This is a genomic window from Flavobacterium gillisiae, assembly GCF_900107635.1.
GTDB lineage: Bacteria > Bacteroidota > Bacteroidia > Flavobacteriales > Flavobacteriaceae > Flavobacterium > Flavobacterium gillisiae.
Genome location: NZ_FNRD01000002.1, coordinates 222,035 through 242,950, shown reverse-complemented (window position 1 = coordinate 242,950; position 20,916 = coordinate 222,035). Strand labels below are relative to the sequence as shown.

General features: G+C 35.1%; 16 protein-coding genes. 2 read left to right on the top strand and 14 right to left on the bottom strand.

The features are described from left to right. Positions 1–43 precede the first annotated feature (43 nt). From BLV35_RS04530 to BLV35_RS04475, 13 genes are all read right to left on the bottom strand, one after another. Complete coding sequence (locus tag BLV35_RS04530; protein WP_091085376.1) at positions 44–742, bottom strand: CoA transferase subunit A; 699 nt, start codon at positions 740–742, stop codon at positions 44–46. A 106-nt stretch (positions 743–848) separates the two neighbouring features. Next, positions 849–3,158 (bottom strand): penicillin-binding protein 1A, encoded by a 2,310-nt coding sequence (locus BLV35_RS04525; protein ID WP_091085373.1) that lies wholly within the window; start codon positions 3,156–3,158, stop codon positions 849–851. Positions 3,159–3,166: 8 nt separating this feature from the next. Beyond that, the gene (locus BLV35_RS04520; RefSeq protein ID WP_091085370.1) at positions 3,167–3,646 is read right to left on the bottom strand and encodes a gliding motility lipoprotein GldH; all 480 of its coding nucleotides are present in this window, start codon (positions 3,644–3,646) and stop codon (positions 3,167–3,169) included. After that, the gene (locus BLV35_RS04515; RefSeq protein WP_091085366.1) at positions 3,630–4,904 is read right to left on the bottom strand and encodes a PSP1 domain-containing protein; all 1,275 of its coding nucleotides are present in this window, start codon (positions 4,902–4,904) and stop codon (positions 3,630–3,632) included. The genes BLV35_RS04520 and BLV35_RS04515 overlap by 17 nt, the downstream gene beginning before the upstream one ends. Before the next feature lie 183 nt (positions 4,905–5,087). Further along, positions 5,088–5,246, bottom strand: a complete 159-nt coding sequence (locus tag BLV35_RS19125; protein ID WP_176980575.1) for a hypothetical protein — start codon at positions 5,244–5,246, stop codon at positions 5,088–5,090. 94 nt (positions 5,247–5,340) lie between these two features. Next, a complete protein-coding gene (locus BLV35_RS04510; protein WP_091085361.1) occupies positions 5,341–6,861 on the bottom strand; it encodes a SusD/RagB family nutrient-binding outer membrane lipoprotein in 1,521 nt (506 codons plus the stop codon). 20 nt (positions 6,862–6,881) lie between these two features. Beyond that, on the bottom strand, positions 6,882–9,980 hold the full coding sequence (locus tag BLV35_RS04505; protein WP_091085359.1) for a SusC/RagA family TonB-linked outer membrane protein: 3,099 nt from the start codon (positions 9,978–9,980) through the stop codon (positions 6,882–6,884). A 237-nt stretch (positions 9,981–10,217) separates the two neighbouring features. Next, on the bottom strand, positions 10,218–11,594 hold the full coding sequence (gene trhO / locus BLV35_RS04500) for an oxygen-dependent tRNA uridine(34) hydroxylase TrhO (protein ID WP_091085356.1): 1,377 nt from the start codon (positions 11,592–11,594) through the stop codon (positions 10,218–10,220). 309 nt (positions 11,595–11,903) lie between these two features. Further along, on the bottom strand, positions 11,904–12,542 hold the full coding sequence (locus BLV35_RS04495; protein ID WP_091085352.1) for a hypothetical protein: 639 nt from the start codon (positions 12,540–12,542) through the stop codon (positions 11,904–11,906). Beyond that, positions 12,532–13,500 carry a YHYH protein gene (locus tag BLV35_RS04490; protein ID WP_091085350.1) on the bottom strand — a complete coding sequence of 323 codons (969 nt, stop codon included), beginning with the start codon at positions 13,498–13,500 and terminating at the stop codon, positions 12,532–12,534. The genes BLV35_RS04495 and BLV35_RS04490 overlap by 11 nt, the downstream gene beginning before the upstream one ends. A gap of 158 nt (positions 13,501–13,658) precedes the next feature. Beyond that, positions 13,659–14,450 (bottom strand): DUF6503 family protein, encoded by a 792-nt coding sequence (locus BLV35_RS04485; RefSeq protein WP_091085348.1) that lies wholly within the window; start codon positions 14,448–14,450, stop codon positions 13,659–13,661. Between the two features lie 147 nt (positions 14,451–14,597). Continuing rightward, on the bottom strand, positions 14,598–15,110 hold the full coding sequence (locus tag BLV35_RS04480; protein WP_091085345.1) for a hypothetical protein: 513 nt from the start codon (positions 15,108–15,110) through the stop codon (positions 14,598–14,600). A 180-nt stretch (positions 15,111–15,290) separates the two neighbouring features. Beyond that, positions 15,291–16,271: a phosphatidylserine decarboxylase gene (locus BLV35_RS04475; RefSeq protein ID WP_091085342.1), complete on the bottom strand. Its 981-nt coding sequence runs from the start codon at positions 16,269–16,271 to the stop codon at positions 15,291–15,293. Positions 16,272–16,638: 367 nt separating this feature from the next. On the opposite strand from BLV35_RS04475, the gene BLV35_RS04470 reads away from it, so the two are divergent. Beyond that, the gene (locus tag BLV35_RS04470; RefSeq protein ID WP_091085340.1) at positions 16,639–17,193 is read left to right on the top strand and encodes an REP-associated tyrosine transposase; all 555 of its coding nucleotides are present in this window, start codon (positions 16,639–16,641) and stop codon (positions 17,191–17,193) included. Positions 17,194–17,428: 235 nt separating this feature from the next. Here BLV35_RS04470 and BLV35_RS04465 read toward each other — a convergent pair whose 3' ends face one another. Further along, positions 17,429–18,070, bottom strand: coding sequence for a hypothetical protein (locus tag BLV35_RS04465; RefSeq protein WP_091085337.1), 642 nt, complete (start codon positions 18,068–18,070; stop codon positions 17,429–17,431). An 853-nt stretch (positions 18,071–18,923) separates the two neighbouring features. Between BLV35_RS04465 and BLV35_RS04460 the strand changes: the two genes are divergently transcribed. Continuing rightward, a complete protein-coding gene (locus BLV35_RS04460; RefSeq protein WP_091085801.1) occupies positions 18,924–20,813 on the top strand; it encodes a peptidase U32 family protein in 1,890 nt (629 codons plus the stop codon). The last annotated feature ends 103 nt before the right edge of the window (positions 20,814–20,916 follow it).

Genomic DNA, 20,916 nt, shown 5'->3' with positions numbered 1-20,916 from the left:
ATTAGATAATTGAGTTGCATTATCTAATTAACTCATTTTCTCATTATCTATTTCTTACTGTACGTTGCTCTATTCTTTTTTCATATTTTGAACCTTGAAAAATACGCTGCACGAATATTCCAGGGATATGAATTTGATTTGGATCCAGCGTTCCGGCTTCCACTAATTCTTCCACTTCAGCAACAGTGATCTTAGCAGCACCAGACATACAAGGATTAAAGTTTCTTGCAGTTCCTTTAAAAATCAAGTTTCCGGCTGTATCTCCTTTCCACGCTTTTACAATAGCGAAGTCAGCATTGAAAGCTAATTCCATTATATGCATTTTTCCGTTGAATTCTCTAACTTCTTTTCCTTCAGCTACTTCAGTACCATAGCCAGCAGGAGTAAAAAAAGCGGGGATTCCAGCCTGAGCTGCACGGCAACGTTCTGCCAAAGTTCCTTGTGGAATTAATTCTACATCTAGCTCTCCGGAAAGCATCTGGCGTTCAAACTCAGCGTTTTCTCCAACATAAGAAGAAATCATCTTCTTGATTTGTCTTTTTTGTAATAATAATCCAAGACCGAAATCGTCCACACCGGCATTATTAGAAATACAGGTCAAGCCAGTAGTTTCTTTTTTTACCAATTCAGCAATTGAGTTTTCGGGTATACCACAGAGACCGAAACCACCTAACATGATAGTCATTCCGTTTTCAACTCCTTCAAGTGCAACTTGAACGTTTTCTACTTTTTTATTTATCATAGTCTATTTTTTAAGTCCAAACAGTTGCGGTGTCATACACTTTAAGCATGGGAAGCGCAAATGTCTCGAAGTCTAAAATTTGTAAATCTACTTAGTTAATTCGTTTTTAAAATTCGAATTCATCTGTATTTTGTTGCGTGTCGGTTGTGTCTTTTGCAGCGGGTGCATTGTAACAATCAACTTTTATCGAAAGGTTAGGAGGTCTGTCGAATTCTCCTTTAGACACTTTTAAATTTTCATCAGCATAACAAAGTTTCATAAAGTAAGCCCAAACAGGTAGTGCAGCAGTTGCTCCTTGGCCGTAAGTAATACTTTTAAATCTGGCAGAACGATCTTCACAACCTACCCAAACACCTGTTACTAGATTTGGAACCATTCCCATAAACCAACCGTCGGACTGGTTTTGTGTTGTTCCTGTTTTACCAGCAATTGGGTTAGTGAATTTATATGGATATCCTGTAATTCTATTGTATCCATAACCTCCGCCTTCAGTTCTTAATCTGTTTCCAGAACCTCCTTCTGTTACTCCTTCTAATAATTTAATTATGGCAAAAGCAATGTCTTTGTTTAATACGTCATGAGATTCAGGTATTGGCTCATAAATAATAACGCCACTTTTGTCTTCTATTCGACTTAGAAACTGAGGTTTTGTATAAACACCTTGATTCGCAAATGTGCTGTATGCGGCTACCATATCCTCCACAGTGATATCTACTGCACCTAATGCAATGGATGGCTGAATAGGTATTTCTGATTTGATTCCTAATTTATGAGTAAGCTTAACCACCGCCTCAGGACCTACTTTGTCCATTAACTTTGCAGACACAGTGTTTATTGAGTTGGCTAATGCTTTTTTCAAGGTAACCATTCCTCTGTATTTATTATCAGAGTTTCTAGGTGTCCATGCTGCGGTAACGTGGTGACGGCCCACAGGCATAGTGAAAGGAGCATCTATTATGGAATCGCATGGAGACATGTTCAATTGTTCAATCGCTGTAGCGTAAACAAAAGGTTTAAAGGTAGAACCTACCTGTCTAGCTCCCTGACCTACGTGGTCATATTGAAAATATTTATAGTTAATTCCACCTACCCAAGCTTTTATGTTACCCGTTTGAGGTTCCATAGCCATAAGACCTGATTGTAGAAAGTGTTTGTAATAACGAATGGAGTCGATCGGAGTCATGATAGTATCTTTTTCTCCTTTCCATGTAAATACAGTCATTTTAGCTTTTACGCTAAATGATTTTATAATATCCTCATCGCTCATGTCTGCTGATTTTAAAACAGACCATCGGTTTGATGATTTCATTGCTTGTGTTAAAATACGCTGTGTTTCCTTATCTGAGATACCTACAAAAGGGGCGTTTTTATTGTTTTTTGCCTGAATGAAAAATTCTTGTTGAAGATTAGCCATGTGGGCAGAAACTGCTTCTTCAGCATGTAATTGCATTCTGGAATCAATAGTAGTATAGATTTTTAATCCATCTTTGTAGATGTCATAATTAGATCCGTCTGGTTTCTTGTTTTCATCAACCCATTTTTTCATGTAATCACGAAGATACTCTCTGAAATAAGTTGCTGTTCCTTCTCTGTGGCTTTCCAGTTTAAAATGAAGGGTAATTGGCAAACTTTGTAGTCTTTCTTTTTCTTTTTCTGTAATAATGTCTCCTTTTGCCATTTGTGCAAGTACTACATTTCTACGGTTTTTTACTCCTACAGGATTTCTTACCGGATTGTATAGCCCTGAGTTTTTGAACATCCCTACTAGTATGGCGGATTCTTCAATAGTAAGGTTTTTTGGCTCTTTTGAAAAATAGGTTTGTGCTGCAGAACTTACTCCTACAGAATAGTTTCCAAAGTCATACACATTGCAGTACATGGCCAAAATTTCATTTTTGGTATATTGTCTTTCTAATCGAATAGCGATAATCCATTCTTTTACTTTTTGTACAATTCTAAAAGGCAAAAACTTCGAACCTTCCCCGTGAAATAATTGTTTTGCAAGTTGTTGTGTCAAAGTACTTGCTCCTCCACTAGCTCCTAAACTTGCAAAAGCTCTTAAGGTACCTCTTCCATCAATACCTGAATGTTCGTAGAAACGTTCGTCTTCGGTTGCTACTAATGCTTGAACAAGGTTTTTAGGTAAATCAGAATATTTTAGTTGAGATCTGTTTTTTTGAAAATACTTTCCTAATACTACTCCGTCAGCTGAAATAATTTCAGTGGCTAAATTAGAATCCGGGTTTTCCAAGTCTTCAAAAGAAGGCATGGAACCAAAAAGCCCCCAAGAGGCAAATAAGAAAAATAGAACTACTCCAGCCATTCCGTAAAGAAAAATCTTCCAAAATGTTTTAGTATAATACTTAAAGTCTTTATCAGCAGTATTGCCCTTATTGTTGTTTTTTATAGCAGCCATAAATTATCCTAGTCTTTTTTTTCTATTCGTAATCCCACTTCTGTAATTCCTTCTAAAAGCGTCACACCGGGAACTTTACCGGTTTCTCTGACAGCCTGTTTTATATGGACTTTGTATTTTCCTTTGAATTTCACATTCTCTTTAAAGAACAATTTACTTTCTTTTATGTCTGTAAATCCGTCACCTAGCAATGTTCCGTCAGGATTTGCCATTTGGTATTCTAATGTGTCCACTTTTGTATAACCATTGGGTTTTTCAACGGACACGATCAAAAAAAGATTATTGTATTGATAATTGTTGTTGTCTCTTAAATTGATGAACAAATCATATCGTTGTGTGGAATCTAATTCTGGCAAATCGAAAGTTATAATACTGTCTTTATGCCAAGCGCTTCCGACAGATTTATATTCGTCAAAAGCTCTTTTTTTATCACATGAAAAAAAAAGTATCGCAATCAAAACGAAAAAAATGCTATTTCTTAGCCTCATTCTTAGTAATAATTATTGGTTTTCTTGCTATAGCTGGTTTCTTCTCGGTTGAAGGTGAAGGACCATTGTTTGCTGGCTTTTTATTGTTTGCTATAATCTTATTATCAGTCGCTGGTTTATTATCTCCTGCAGGTTTTGGTTTTTTGTTTGGTTTTTTTCTCTTTTTAGGTTGGTCAAAACGAGTTAAACTTTCCTGGCCCATCGCATTGTTAAAATCTTTCTCCGTTTCTTGAATCACTTCAATTGCATAATCCTCAAGTGAAGAGACTTTGTTTTTGAGTTTATTTTCGGCGATGATTTCCTGTACTTTTTCAATTTTAAGTACATGCCAGTTCGCAAAATTATTAGTGTAGGCAAACCACATTAATCCTTTGAAAATATCTTGTTTTTGACAAATTGCGTCCCCTTTTTCAGTAACTAATTTAGTTTCAAAATCAGGAAATCCTTTCAAGGCGTCCATGTAAGTGTCTAACTCATAGTTTAGACAGCATTTTAGTTTACCACATTGTCCTGCTAATTTTTGTGGGTTCAATGACAGTTGTTGGTAACGAGCTGCCGAAGTATTCACACTTCTAAAGTCGGTTAGCCAAGTCGAACAACATAATTCTCTTCCACATGAACCTATTCCTCCTAAACGAGCTGCTTCTTGACGGAAACCAACTTGTTTCATCTCTACTCTAGTGCTGAATTCTTTGGCAAAATCTTTAATTAAAAGTCTAAAATCGACTCTGTCATTTGCTGTGTAGTAAAACGTAGCTTTAGATCCATCTCCTTGAAATTCAATATCAGAAATTTTCATTTCCAGTTTTTGAGAAATAGCTAATTCACGTGCACGAACTTTCATTGGTTCTTCTCTTTCACGTGCAGTAGACCAAATATCAATGTCTTTTTGTGATGCTTTTCTATAAATTTTCGGAATCTCGTTGCTATTAGGATTAGCTCCTTTTTTCTTCATTTGGATTCGAACTAACTCTCCAGTCAAAGTAACAATTCCAATATCATGTCCAGGAGAAGCGACAGTTGCCACAATATCTCCCATACTCAAAGTCAATTTTTCAGTATTGCGATAAAACTCTTTTCTTCCATTTTTAAAACGAACTTCAACACAGTCAAAAGGTGCTTGTCCATTAGGTAAAGTCATATTTGAAAGCCAATCGAAAACAGTTAATTTATTGCAGCTATCGGTGCCGCAAGTCCCATTATTTTTACAACCCTTTGGTGAGCCACCATCAGAAGTTGAACAACTTGTACATGCCATAATTTTATATATAGTGTTGTGACGAGCACAACTTAAGTTCTTAAAAAGATTAATGTGTAAAGATAGCATTTTTTAAACTTAAGTTGCAAAAGTTAACTTTTCTCAAAATAATAAAGTTTTTATAAAAAAAAGCCTATTTCAAGTAGATGAAATAGGCTTTTTTGGAACTTAAGGTTATAAATACTAGTTTAAAACCTTATATAATTTATCTGATAATCGAATTCTAAATGGCAATTGAAAAGTACGAACATCTCCCGCAACTGCTTTGTCAGCTTTTATATCATTTACTTGCATTTCGGTAATAACTAGTTGTTGTTCACCAGTGGTCATTCCTTTAATCATGATAGTAGCACCAACATTGATTTCGTTTTATGAAAACCTATAGCCTCAATTCCTTATTTATTGAAATAGAGGCTTTATACTAGAAACTTAAATGTTATTTATCCCACCAAACAGGTGTAATCATCGATTTAAAATTCAAATTGTAATTTGCTGTGTTTGCACTTCTTTCGTTGTTAGAATAAACAAATCTTCTTATCCATTTACCTCCATTTAACGGATCTGTATTTGCAGGAATGGTTAGGTTTTTGAAAGCATTTGTAGAAAAATCATATCTTCTATAATCAGTGAACGCTTCTGGATTTAAGAATAAAGCAATGAATTTTTGTCTCATAATGTCTTTCAATTGAATTGCTGTATTTCCTTTTGCGATAGAAGCATCGGCTAAATAGTTGTTTTTATTAGTTGCTATAACGCCTATTTTATCCATATTAGCAGCAATTCCAGTAAGATAAGCAGAGTAAGAAGCCGCATTTGTTCCTGTAGATGTTGGACTTCCTCCAGCGAGTAAAAATTGTGCTTCCGCTTCGATAAATTTAGCTTCGGCATAGGTAAGATAGACTAGCGGAGAATCGATTTTGGAATAAAAAAACTGCGTGCCGATTTTAGTTTTAGAAGTACCTCCAGTACCATTAGTTGACCCTATGTAGTTTGTCACTACGGTTGGATCTGGACCTGCAGTAATACTTGCACTTGAATACGTATTTAAATCTACTAATAGCGGCATTCTTGGATCCATTTTTACTAACGAAGAAGCAAAAGGAAATACAGTACCTCCATTCATGTAGCTTATGAAATGATTCGAAATATAAAAAGTAAGATTTCCAGTTGATAAACCCAATTGTGATTGATACCATGGATTTGTATTTACACTATTGTATTTTAATTGAAAGTCATCGCTATTTGCTGTAAATCCTTTGGATAAGCTTGCTAAAACCGCTGTAGCTGTCATGGTTCCGCCGTTTACTTTCATTAGATGCAATTGAAATCTAGCTTTGAAAGTATAAGCAGCCTTAGTCCAGCTTGCTGCTTTTCCGCTGTAGATTAAATCATCAGCGCCAGGACTGTAAATAGAAGTGTTTGCTGTTGAAAATAATACGATAGCGTCATCTAATAATTTAATGACATCAGTATAGATTAATTGTTGCGCATCGTATTTTGGATAAAAATTTGTTGCAGCAAGCGTTGCTTCGGTATAAGGAACATCGCCGTGTAGATCAGTTGTTAATCCAATGTTTATTGCTTTTAAGACTTTTGCAATAGCGAGGTAATGACTTGAATTTGTTGAATTTGCTTTGTCTTCTAAAATTTTAATATTAGGAAGTGCTTTAGAGTAAACTAGTCTCCAATATTCATCTAATGAGTTTTGATAGTGCTTATCAATATTTTGGTCATTGAAAGCCGACGCAATGTGTTGATCTACTTGTGCCAAACTAGTAGCGGCACTATATTGCGCACTCATCGTAGCTTGAATAGCAGAAGGCAAAATGTTATTAATAGCAACAGATTCAGTTGAAACAGAGTTGCTTGGGAGATTTGTGTCATAATAGCTATCACTGCAACTATAAATGGAGATTACTAAAGTTAAAACGCTAGCAATTTTAAGTATATTTTTCATAATTTGTTTCGTTTAATAGATTAAAAACCAATGTTTAAGCCCAATGTATAAGATTGTGTTAAAGGGATGTTTAAACCAGAGAAACCATATACATTACTTCCTGAACCAAATTGTTGTCCTTCTGGATCAAACCCTCTAAAAGGAGTCCATAGCAAAAAGTTATTTCCACTTACAGAGAAAGAAGCGTTTGATAGTTTTAATTTTGACGTTAAATCTGATGCTAAATTGTAGGTTAATGATACATTTCTAAGTTTCAACCATGAAGTGTCTTGAATCAATATTTCCGAAGCTTGATTGATAATTGTGTTTCTGTAATAGCTGTTTCCGTCAATCGTTACTGGTGTGTTGTTTTGAGTTCCATCTGCTTTTACACCTTCTAAAACTTGAGTGTGGTTTCTGTCCTCGGTCATTTTTAGAATCCCGTTTCTAATCCCGTTTCTTTCTGCTGGATCAAATCCTTCTCCTCCTTTTTTGTACTCAAACATAAACGCTAAATCCCAATTTTTATATTTGAAGTTGTTGTTAAGCGTAACTACATAGTCTGGGAACGCGTTTCCAACTTTAGAATAAAGAACTGCTCCGTTCGTATCTTTTGCAATTACGGGTAATCCATTTGTGCCTATTAATCTTTGACCATTTACATAAGTCCAAGTTCTACCGTATAATGAACCTGCGGCATCTCCCACTTTTATTCGAGAATATATATCGGCACCACCATTGTAAGCAAAGTCAATATTGTCAAATGGCAATGTTAAAACTTCTGTTTTGTAAGCAGTAAAATTAGCTATGGTAGTCCAAGTAAAGTCTTTGTTTTTAAAAATATCAGCAGCCAATGTTAGTTCGTGTCCAGTTGTTTGCAATGAACCTGAGTTAGTCCAAGTTCCTGTTAAACCAGTACTTTGAGGCAAGGTAACTTTTAGGATTTGTCCATCACTTTTTCTATCAAAATAAGTATATTCTAAACGAATGCGATTGTTGAAGAAACGTAAGTCTGTACCCATCTCTGTTGTTGTTACAATCTCAGCTTTTATATTTGGATCAGAATCTACGGTTCCAATACTTACGCCGCCAACACCATTAAAAGGGATATCTGGATAGCTGTATCTTCCTATACCAAATGGTGGAATTTTACCTACTTGCGCCCAAGAACCACGTAGTTTTCCAAAGGAAAGGACGCTTCCTTCTTTGTCAATCAAATCATGAAATACAAATGCAAGATTTGAAGAGAAGTAATTGAATGCGCGATTTGCGGCAGGCAGAGTAGAAGCATAATCTCTTCGTCCTGTTGCTGCTAAGAAAATGCGTTCCTTATAATCGGCTTTTAACTCTGTAAAGTAACCTACGGTTCTAACAACCTCATTGGTTTGAGCCGCATATTTATTAATGGTGTTTGCAATATTGTTAAAGTTCGATAAAAGCAAACCTTCACCTCTTGATAAACTGTAGTCAGAGTTGGTTTCAAAAATTTGATTACCAATCATTGCCGAAGTATTAAAATCTCCGAATTTTTTAGTGGCAGAGACTAGGAAATCTGAATTCAATCCTTTGAAGTTGATCTTTTCGTTTACGATAAACCCGTTAACAGGGGAGCCAGGGTCTAAGTCAGGACCAGCATATCTATTTCTACTTTCGGCATAATTATCAACACTTCCTCTGTAAGTTATGTTTAACCAAGATTTAGCTTGCCAATTTAAGTCGGCCGAAGCAATCCAACGATCTACATTGTCATTTAGATTACTTGTCTTAGCAAAATAAACCGGTTGGTCGATAATCCCAGAAGTCCAGTCTTTTTCGGCTCCAGCTTTAGTTAAATAATCATTAACATATATTGATGGGGACCAATAAGATAGTGAACTCATTATCGATTTGTCGCCGGTGTTTGCGCGTGATCCTCCTGAATTTGCATAAGAAACTGAAGTTCCTAATTTTAAATTCTCTGATAGTTTGTACCCGCCATTAAATTTTAATGTTTTTCTAGCATAGTCAGTATTAGGAACAATTCCTTCGTCTTTACTAGTCGAAGCAGAAACGTAATAATTCATTTTTTCAGTTCCTCCACTTAGGCTAATATTGTTAGTAGTGTTAATCCCTGTTTTAAAAAAATCTTTGTAGAAATGTCTGAATTTGATGCTAGCATCATCTGTACTTGAATAGGCAGGGCCATTACTCTGGAAGGCCGAAGTAAATCCTGGGTAAAATGAAATTCCGGAAGGTGTAGTGGCATTCATGCTCAATACTCTTGGTGTTAAACTAGATCCCTCTCTCCATTTTGATTGCAATTCAGGGTATTTGTTTACGTCGCTCATCGTTACACTAGATGAAATGTTTACTCTTGTTTTGCCTTCTTTTCCTTTTTTAGTAGTAATGATTATAACTCCATTACCTGCCAAAATTCCATAAAGTGCTGTTGCTCCCGCTCCTTTAAGTACGGTATAGCTTTCGATATCATTTGGATTTATATCGATGGATCGGTTTGAAAAACCAAATTGCTCATTACTTCCCGGAGAAGAATTATTGGCGCTCGACAATACATTTCCAGATATTGTGCTATTGTTTACGGGATTACCGTCGATAACAATTAAAGGTTGGTTATTACTTCCTGTACTCAAAGAGGAAACCCCTCTAATTAAGATGTCGACTCCTCCACCAGCTTCTCCAGAAGTTTTACTGATTGTAACACCAGAGATGCTTCCTTGTAGTGATTGTAGTGCATTCAATTGACCAGGACGCTCAATATCTGATGCTTTGATGGTTTGATTGGCGTAACCTAGTGATTTGGTTTTGTTTTTAATCCCCATTGCCGTTACAACAACTTCATCTAATTTTGTTTCAGTATCTTCCTTTAATGAGGCATTGATTGTGTTTCCAGAAACTTTGATTTCTTGGTTTTTGAAGCCAATGTATGAAAATATCAGACTCGCTCCGTTTGAAGCTTGAATTTGATAAGTCCCGTCCATATCTGTTGCAACGGTGGACTTAGATCCTTTCAGATTAACGTTTGCGCCTGGTAATGGTAAACCTTTGGCGTCTGTAACTTTACCTTTTACCGTTGTGTTTTGGGAGTAACTTGTAATAATCCCCAAAAATAAAAGTAGAAGAATTAAATACTTTTTTTTCATGATTAGTTAATTTGAATTAGTTTAAGTAAATCTAAGACAATTTAACAATATTTAACATTTTATTTTCGGTAATTACGTCTTTTTGTTGTTGATAGTATAGCAATGCTAATTTGAGCTGTTTTTTTTAATTTTTTGGATAAAAATTAGTTCATCCAATTTTTAGATAAAAAAGGCGCTAAAAAAAAGCCTATTTCAAGTAGATGAAATAGGCTTTTTTGGAACGTAAGGTTATAAATACTAGTTTAAAACCTTATATAATTTATCTGATAATCGAATTCTAAATGGCAATTGAAAAGTACAAACATCTCCCGCAACTGCTTTGTCAGCCTTCACATCATTCACTTGCATTTCAGTAATTACTAGTTGTTGTTCACCAGTAGTCATTCCTTTAATCATGATAGTATCACCCACGTTGATTTCATTTTCTTCGATAGAAAATTGACCAATACTTGGTTTTGGATAAAAATGCGTTCCGTTCCCAATGTATTGTTTCTTGATTTTTGGTTGCTTTTTAGCCAACGCTTTCGATTTTGTTAAATCAGCAAGGTTAGGAACTGCCGCCAAAGGATCAAGATTCGCTTCTCGATTCTTGAAAGTCAACACATCCGATTTTCCTTTTTTGAAAATCTTATTGCCGTTTTTCACCCCACGACGAATCGCTTTTTGCTCTTCTTCTGGCAAATGAATCACATCTACGCAGTCTTGTGAACAACAACCTTGCATGGCTTGTGCACATTCTTCACATTGGATAAAAAGTAAATGACAACCTTCGTTGATGCAATTGGTGTGTACATCACAAGGTTTTCCACATTGGTGGCATTTAGATACAATATCGTCTGTAATTCTTTCGCCTAAGCGGTGATCAAATACAAAGTTTTTACCAATGAATTTACTCTCTAAGTTTTCTTCCTTGATTTGTTTGGCGTAATTAATAATTCCACCTTCTAGTTGGTATACATTTTTAAAACCTTGGTGTTTAAAATAAGCCGAAGCCTTCTCACAACGAATTCCTCCGGTGCAATACATCACCAAGTTTTTATCTTCTTTAAAATCTTGTAATTGCTCGTTTATAATAGGCAATGATTCGCGAAAAGTATCTACATCAGGTGTAATCGCTCCTTTAAAATAGCCAATTTCACTCTCGTAGTGATTTCTGAAATCAACCACAATGGTATTGGGATCGTCTAAAATAGTGTTGAATTCCTTCGCTTTTAAATGCACTCCAATGTTGGTCACATCAAAAGTCTCGTCATTCAAACCATCAGCAACAATCTTGTCACGCACTTTAACGGTTAATTTCAAAAACGAGTGGTCGTCATGCTCCACGGCAATATTCAGTCGAATTCCTTGCATAAAATCGTAGGCTTCAATTGTATCCTTAAAAGCATAAAAATTATCTGCGGGAAGCGATAACTGAGCATTTATTCCTTCTTTGGCCACATAAATACGACCAAGAACCACTAGCGGGTCCCAAGCACGGAATAAATCGTTACGAAATTGTGTTGGATCTTGAATTTGCGCATAAGCATAGAACGACAAAGTAAGTCTCTGTTTTCCGGCATCATCAATCATGATGGCTCTTTCTTCTGCGCTTAAAGTGTTATACAGTTGCATGCTATAAACGGTTTAAGTGTGAAAAATTATTTTTGCAAAAGTACGGAAAAGGGACTAAGTGGCAAAGTTTCTTAGTTCCAAAGTTTCTTAGTTCCAAAGTTTTTTGGAGCTATTTACTTCGTCAGTTCGCTTCGCTCGTGTCCAGCTATCCGCTATATCTCTTGTGTCCGCTAGCGCTACCGCAAGAGGATGCCGCTGCTATCTGGGCTAGAAATAAGCTAAGCCAATATGCACTAAAATAAAAAACACTGCTGAAATTCCTATTTTGGGAAGTCAGCAGTGTTTTTCAATAACCAATCGTTTACTTTGTTACTGTGTTTTTAAATGTTTCTTATCTATAAAACGCACATACAACCAAGGCATCGTTAATAGCAGTAAGAAGAAAAGAATCAAACTATATTTTTTAATTATCAATTCGGTTTTTTCTACAGCTATCCAAGTTCCTTTTTTTAATTCTAATTGAACAGTTTGCTCATTTGTGTTTTCTAAAACATATTGTGCCTTCGGGAACCCATCAACGAGCATAATCATTGCCATCTGGTTGTGAGGCATATCTTTAAACATGGTATTCTTAAAATAAAAAGCAAAAATTTTTTTAGGGATATTGAGTATTTCTACGATTAATTTTGATTCGTGACCAAGGATAATTAGTGGTTTTCCAAATTTTAAAGTATCTTTTTCGTTGACTATAAAAAATACGTTTTTATGAAAATGATCAACAACTAATTTCTTGAAATCCTCTGGAGTTTTATATCCTTCTTTTGAATACAGATAATCTATTTCGCCTTCAAACGCTGATAGCGAAGTCGTGATTTGCAAGATGTATTTTCCGGTATCTGTTTTAGAGAGTACGGCAGTAGATAAATCAGGCTGGTGCGCATGACCGTCAAATGAGGTAATTATCATAACCAACATGAAGAACCATTGTTTTCTTATTTTATAACGCATATTCTCCATGTAAACTATTAATGAAATTGTTATTTCCTGCTGCGTCAACATGGTAATGATAACCTCTTGTTGTATCTGTATGTCCACGAGAACTATCAAGATCAGTAGCCTCTTTTCCTTCAGTATCTAGGCGTTCGTAAATTCCGTAGCCGTCCATAGCATAACCTATCATCGCAGCATGATTGTCAGTTTGAGCAATTTTTGTAGTTAAGCCTGTAGCAGCATGATAGTGGTAACCCGCAGCCAAATTAATATGTCCTCCTGCATCATCAAACGGTGCCAGAGTATAGGCAGCCAAAATTATACTTGTAGGTGCTGGTGCGTCAAACACTACTCCGTTAAAGGCTAAACCTCGCGAACTTGGTCCACTAGACATAGGGCCGTTTCCAAAAGCAATTGGAGAACTCGCTTTTTTTGGTGTTACAGGAATGTAATAGGTATGCGATAAATCGGCTACGTAGGATGGTAAGCATTCTACACAGTAGTTTCTATACTCATCGCCCACATTAGGGTTTGCGGCTTCTTGACACTCGGTTTTTGTGCTCGTTTTAGTGATTGCTCCCGTTGTAGCATCATACATCATCCAGGTATTGTCTTTGTAAAATGTGGCCATGTTTTTTACAAATTCACCATCTACATCGTATACTTTACCGCCTTCGAGCCAGATTCCTCCTTTTGAAGCATCATCAGCAATGTTAGTAGGACACCATGGTCCCATAGTATGATCAGTTGCAAGACTGTTAACTACAATTTTATAGCAATCAGCAGTCGATCCATCAGATAATGTTCTTGATTCTATCGTAATTGGCGACACTAATCCAGCAGATAAAAAATTAGCAGGAATTACATTCACTACAAATTCACCAGTCGTTTCAGTGGTTGTTATGTCCTCTTTATTGCAGGAATTTACAAAAGTAAGCAGTAGGCTCGAAAACAGATATAAAGTTGATTTAGTCATGCTGATGTTGATTTATTTGTTACTAGATATGGGTAAATGTAGTTAGTACTACAAACTCATTCTAGAACAATCAGCCAACAGCCTTAAGTTTTAAGTCAACATGCTATATTAAATTGTTTTGCTTTTTTATTAGCAACACTAAGTGGCTTAAAATCCACCTATTTTCGATTAGAAACTATATTTTCAGTGAGTATTTTTGAAGCTTCTTTTAATTTACCTTGTTCGTATAAAGCGGGTAAATCTTTCAAAGGAGTTTTTACCGGCGCTTCATAATTGATGTAATCCTGAAAAGTTACATCAGCAACTACTCGGGTGTTAAATGCAGCTCTAAAACGAACACCGCCATCATTAACTTGGTAATTGTATGCGAAGTAATCCATTAAGTGTGTTTCTTTATTGATCCAATATTGGTATTGGTCATCAAAATCTTTTCCGCCACCATCTTGACCAAAAGTTACCTCGATTACATCGTACTTTTTGCCTTTAATAGTTGTTTCTTCTACATACTTTTTATTTACAGAAGCGTCTTGAAGTTTGTGAGGAAGCGTTGCAAAATAAATAACAGAATTCAATGATTCTCCGTATTTTCCTGCATCTGCTGCGCTTAAAGATTGTAATTCACTGTTGATAGTTCTTTCAAATTTATCAGAAGTCATGACATCTTTAATCAACGAATCTCCTTTTTGAATTTCAGAAGAGTAAGTGTAAGCAGCTTCGCCGTTCTGAAAACGATATTTTTTACCTCTAAATTCAAAAGAATAATCGGCATCATTATACAATTTTCCGCCGTGGGCTTCGATGGCGCGATTAACTATAGAATCTGCTTTTGTGAGTGGCTTTTCGATTGCAATGGTGTCGTTTTTATCTGTTGCTGCAGTGTTGTTTTTTTTATTATTACAAGACAATAAAAGCGCTGCGGTAACACAAAGTAGTATTAGATTTTTTTTCATTTTCTAAAAATATCACATTTTCTAAAGAATAGCGAAACAAGTCTGTGTTTTATAAAAATTTTAACTTAGCAATTATTCCCTTATAACTTTGTCCTTGCTACAATAAAGCATTTTGTGATAGCTACTATTTGTTAATATGGAGGCGTTTTACTTTTTCTTTTCTTCGTCAACAATTAGTTTTAACGAATTGATATAATCCGTATCAAATTCGATTACTCGTATTTTGTTTGGCTTAAAACTCATTTCACCTTCAAACTCCCCTTCAGATCCCAAAAAGTCGATTACGACTTCTTCCTCATCCATTTCTATCAGTTTACCCAGATAAACTGCTTTATCCGACTTAGTCGCAATTTGGAAAATCTCATATTTTTGTGCTAAAAAATAGATAATTGCAGCTATATCTGTAAGCGGAATTATTTCGGCGGCACTTGTTTTTAATCCTTTGAGTTTAATTACTCTTTCGGTAAATTCATGATCCTTGTCTTGAATAATTGCTTTTACATTTTTGTTTCGCAATATCGTATAACCATCAATTATAAAATCGACAGGATTATTTTTAATTAAGATCCAATCTTCAGTCCAATCAATAAGAAAACCACTAAAAACTTCTTTTTTGTCGTCAAATTCTATTGTAATTAATTGTCTTAAATATTTGTCCATGCTGTTTTTTTAAATTGTCGAAAGCGGTTTTGCTACTATCAATCCGTTTTTTTTGAATCGTCACGATCAAAGTCCCTTGCTAATGTATAACTACAAAGATAGCGCAGATTTTTAATCTATGCCCTCACAGATTGTTAAGTATTTAATGGGTAAATAAATTCAACGCCTCAAGCCTGAATATTATGGTGTATTCATCGAAACTCCAATTCTTTCGCCTTGTTTAGCAGAAGTTTCAATACCTTTTAAAGTGTTACTTAATAAATCGGCATCGATATTAATTTTATTTTTTTCGAATAACAGCACCACCGTGGATCCTCCAAATTTAAAATATCCTTTCTCGTCACCTTTATTAACAACATCTCCAGAATAGGTTTGTACCATACTCCCCACCATAGTTGCGCCTACTTCGGCCATAACAACATCTCCAAAAACTGGGTTTGAAACGACGCTGTATTCCCTTTTGTTGAGACAGAATATTTCAGTCATTTTGCGCAAAGCAAGTGGGTTTACTGAATAATAATCACCGTCAATTTTGGTGTTGGGCGATACACTTCCGCTAACTGGAAAATGGTATCGGTGGTAATCGGCGGGGGCAAGGCGGATGATCACCAAGCTGCCATCAATGTATTTTTTAGCGAGTTCGGCATTATTTAAAAATGATGAAACATCAAAGCGATAGCCTTTTACGATAAAATCGCTGTTGCTGATATCGGCATAAGCCAATATTTTTCCATCGGCCGGAGACACTGTACTAGTTGCGGTCGTATCGATCGGTCTGGCAATATTGTTGATTTTTCGGGTAAAGAAATCGTTGAATGAGTGGTACTCCTGTTTTTCAAAGACGTTCATGTCGATATCAAATTCTTCAATAAAGCGTTGTATTTTCTTAGTCGATGAAGGACGATCCATCATAGTACCATAAATAGACGAAACCAACTTTCTTTTCACCAGCGTCCACAATGTTGCTTCGCCTATAGGATTATTATACAGCCAAACTAACCACTTTTCGGCAGCCACTTTTTCTGTTTTTAACTCCCCACTTTCCCTATCGTAATAGTGTATTGGAGCTTGTTCTGGCAACGGATAAAAAGCCAGTAGGACAATGATGGCAAGCAATAACAAAATGATGCCCCAGCTTTTTTTAGTATTTGTAATTTTCATGTATGTATTCCCTTTTTATTTGGTGTCGTTATGCAACAAAAATTTCACTGTCGTTGTTTTGTTCTCGTTATTCCGCATGCGTAATGACCGGCAAGTTATTTAATAAAGCCTAAATATAGATATATACTTTTTAAAATTATTTTTTTGTGTCAAAGTGTTTAGGATAGGGTAAAATTTTAGCGCTAACGATTGCCTATATCTACTCGGGCAAGTTTAAAAGCTTAGTTCTTTAATGATTTGCTTGTGATCGTCATGTAAATGAGTTACAGTTAGCGCAGAATTGTATTCTGTGCCCATACAGTAAATCAATTAAGTTGTTCAATTAAATAAAGTAAACAATCCTTTTTTATATATCTTTAAAATAAAAATGTCAACAAAATACAAAGCAACTACAACCGAAGAATGTTACTTTATTACGATAACTACCGTGGGATGGATTGATGTTTTTACAAGATTGAATCAAAAACAAAACATCATTAATTCTTTAAAATATTGTCAAGAAAATAAGGGTTTAGAAATCTATGCTTATTGTATTATGTCAAGTCATATTCATTTGCTTTGCAAAGCAACAAGTGGTTTTATACTGAGTGATATTATGCGAGATTTTAAAAGATTTACTTCAAAAAAGATCCTTCAAATTATTACCGAAGAGCCCGAGAGTCGAAGAGAATGGATGCTAGCCTATTTCAAAAACGCATGTGAACATTTGAAAAGTGAGCAAGATTTTAAGGTTTGGCAAAATGGCTATCATGCCGAGCATATTTTTAGCAATAAATTTATTCGACAAAAAATCGATTATATCCATTTCAATCCAGTAAAAGATAAAATAGTTGCTTTACCCGAAGATTATTATTTTAGTTCAGCAAGAAATTACGCTGAATTAGAAAATGATATGGACGTCGTTATTTTGGATCTGTTTTAATTCGGAAATATAAAGATAAGACCTTTTATAGTAGCCTCTTGCGTTACTTATAGTTAGCGCAGAATTGCATTCTGTGCCTACAAACTGAATTGAGATAGCTATTCACAGAATCTGTAACAGTACTTTATTGGTAAAATAGATTTAGGCAATCACGTTTTTAATTGCTAATTGGAACGGGCACAGAATGCAATTCTGCGCTAACGGTTGAGATATATCTGCGCAATCGGGGTTGTATTTAATTATACCAATATTGATCAGCTTTGTCAATCACAACCCACTTGTTTTTAATCTTTCTCATTACTACAACAAGTGAACTAAAACCACCAACATCCGTACTTTTTTTATAAGTGATACCTAAAACTAAAAGTTTTTTATCTTTATAATAAATAGGGTCTGATAAAAGTATTAATTGTGTGTCATTTTTAAAGTATCGAATTCCTTTCTCTTCTTTTAACATCACATCTTCAAAAGCTACAAAAAATATATTTTTCATTGTGAAATCCTCCGGCATCCAGCGCTTATTTTTCAATAATCCATACTTAACCGTATTAACACTATCTCGATATTTGATCCTCATGCTTTCATAGTCTTTCCAGTTGAAAAGCGGTGTTTGAATTCCTAATTCTGGATTTTCAATATCTTTTATTTTCAAATAAGAGAATTTTACATCATTCCCTCCTGAAAATAATTCTAAAACCATGTTTGGACTCATTTTTTCTTTGACAACAACAATTGTCTTAGAGGCGTCTTTTACGAATGTAAATAAGTAAGCGTTAATTGCTTCGTATTTATCCTTTATTTCTGCATCAGTTTGATTTTCAGATTGAGAGTAAGTAGTACTATAGGAAATTAAAATAGCTAAAAATAGTTTTTTCATAATCCATTTCTTTAGTTTAAGTAATATGGAACGATTCAGGGAGACTTCGCACAGCGGGGATAATTGTGAGCATATTGCTAGTACAAAAAAAGTAATAAAATTTCATTAATCTATCGTTGGTGTTGTTATTAATAAGATAAATAATAGAAAAGCAAAAATTGACCCAATTGAATTTAGAATTAATAATGATAAACTATTTTCATATTTTTTATTAAAGACCAAATATCCAGAAATTAGAAAAAGATTTATTATTAATGTTATTGGAGTTGTAAGTAGTCCAAAGACCATTATTCCTCCGCTTGTATAAATTTGGATGATAGTAAAGGGTAAAAAATAGACATTTAGTAATAGTATTAAAACAGATATTATTTTATTTAAACCACTTAATTTCATTTTTTTACGTTTCGTTTTTTTAATGTTAGTGCCAACTTGTATGCACAATCAAATATATACATCTTTTTCGTACTAAAAGTTATTCATAAGTAGAATCATAATTGTGAATTTTTACCAACTACACCAATAATTGTATAAAACACTAATTTTGACCCAGACCGTTTTTAGCCCAGATAGCAGTGAAAATCCTTTTTTATCCGCTTTTTAGCGGGAAAAAAGATTGTAGCGAATAGCTGGAAATAGCTCCAAATAAAATACCAATCCGCGGCCTAGTTTTAAATTTCAGTCAGAACGCCATTCTTTAATAAGTATTTTATAATTTTGCAGCCTGATTTCGGGAGAGGAATTCCGTTATCTCTTTTACTTCGTGCGCAATAAGCAAATTGAAATTTTTGGTTTTACCAAAAGCTAAAATGCTCATTACAAATGATGCCTAACAACAATGATTAAGAAGGAAAATATGAAAAAGAAAGTTGAAATTCTTGCGCCTGCAAAAAATTTGGTTCAAGGAATTGCTGCTATAAATGCTGGTGCAGATGCTGTGTATATTGGCGCGCCATTGTTTGGCGCACGAACGAATGCAACGAATTCTGTGGAAGATATTGCCGAATTGGTGAAATATGCCCATTTGTTTAAGGCTCAGGTTTTTGTCGTTATCAATACCATTTTGTACGATAAAGAACTGGAAGCATGTAGGAAATTGATTCACGAATTATATGATATAAAAGTGGATGCGCTTATCGTGCAAGACATGGCAATTATGGAAATGGACTTGCCTCCGATAGTGATTCACGCCAGTACACAAGCGAATAACCGCGATCCTAAGCATGTGAAATTCTTGAAAGATGCCGGAATGCAACGTGTGGTTTTGGCGAGAGAATTGAATTTAGACCAAATTAGAGATATCGCTGCAGAGACAGATGTTGAGTTGGAATTTTTCGTTTCGGGAGCATTGTGTGTTTCTTTTAGCGGAAATTGCTATATGAGTATTGCTGGCGGAGAGCGAAGTGCAAACCGCGGTTCTTGTGCGCAAAACTGCCGTCTTCCTTACAATTTGACGGATGGAAACGGAACCACTTTGCTTACGGAAAGTCATTTACTTTCGATAAAAGATTTAGACTTGAGCGATCAATTGCCTAATTTGATTGAAGCTGGAATTTGTTCGTTTAAAATTGAAGGGCGATTGAAAGACATCGTTTATGTAAAAAATAACACCTCGTTTTTAAGAAAGAAGTTAGATTCTTTTCTTGAAAATAATGATTCGTTCCAAAAAGCATCTTCGGGAAGGACGTTCTATAATTTTGTGCCAGAAATGGACAGAAGTTTTAATAGAGGGTACACGGATTATTTCGTGAACAAGCGTACAGAGAAAATAGGAAACTGGGACAGCCCGAAATCACAAGGACAGTTGATAGGTGCAATCACCGAAATAAAAGCCAATGGTTATGTGATTGAGAATCATGAGCTATTAAATAATGGTGATGGTTTGTATTTTATTAATGAAGATGGTGTGGCTGATGGCGTGCAAATTAATATTATTGTGAATGATATTGTGGTGCCAAATACCTTTAAAAACATTGCAGTAGGAACAGTTATTTATCGAAATTCAGATGCAGAATTTAACCGAATTGTAGAAAAAGAAAATAGTGCGGTTAGAAAAATTGGCGTTACGCTTCATTTTACTGAAACTGCAACTGGTTTTCAATTGCGTGCGATTGACGAAGACGGACACGAGAGTGTTGCTACTTTGGAAACCGAAAAAGAGGCTGCCAAAAGCGAAGAATCGGTGATTCCGAATATTAAAAGAAACCTTTCTAAAACAGGAAATACTCCGTTTATCGTTGATGACATTGAAGTGGAGTTTGCTAGCAATTGGTTTTTGCCTATTTCAAAAGTAAACGAAGTAAGAAGAACTGTTTTAGAGCAGTTGATCGACATTAGAATCAATGAATACCATAGAGAGGAGTTCCAAATCACAAAAACGGATCATCCTTACCCAACTGAGAAATTAGATTTCACCTTTAATGTTTCGAATAAGCTGGCGAGAGCCTTTTATAAAAGACATGGTGTAACTGAGATTGAAAAAGCATTTGAATTGCAGTGGGATCCCGGAAAAGCACGTGTAATGACCACTAAATATTGTGTTAAATACGAACTAGGGAAATGCGCCCGTTTCCAGAGAGCTACCATGGGTGAAAAAGTGGTAGAGCCGTTGACTCTAAAACATGGAGAAAACGAATACAAATTGAAATTCAACTGTAAACCGTGTGAAATGGAAATTTGGGAAAAAGATGCTGAGTTAGAGTTTATCGACGAAGACGAGCAACTGGATTATGTAAAGAAAAGATAAGTTTAAAAGCATTAAATATAAAGAAAGCTACAGCAGTAATGGTGTAGCTTTTTTGGTTTTTAGTGGCCACTAATTCACTAATTAAATATTTTTTTTTATACTG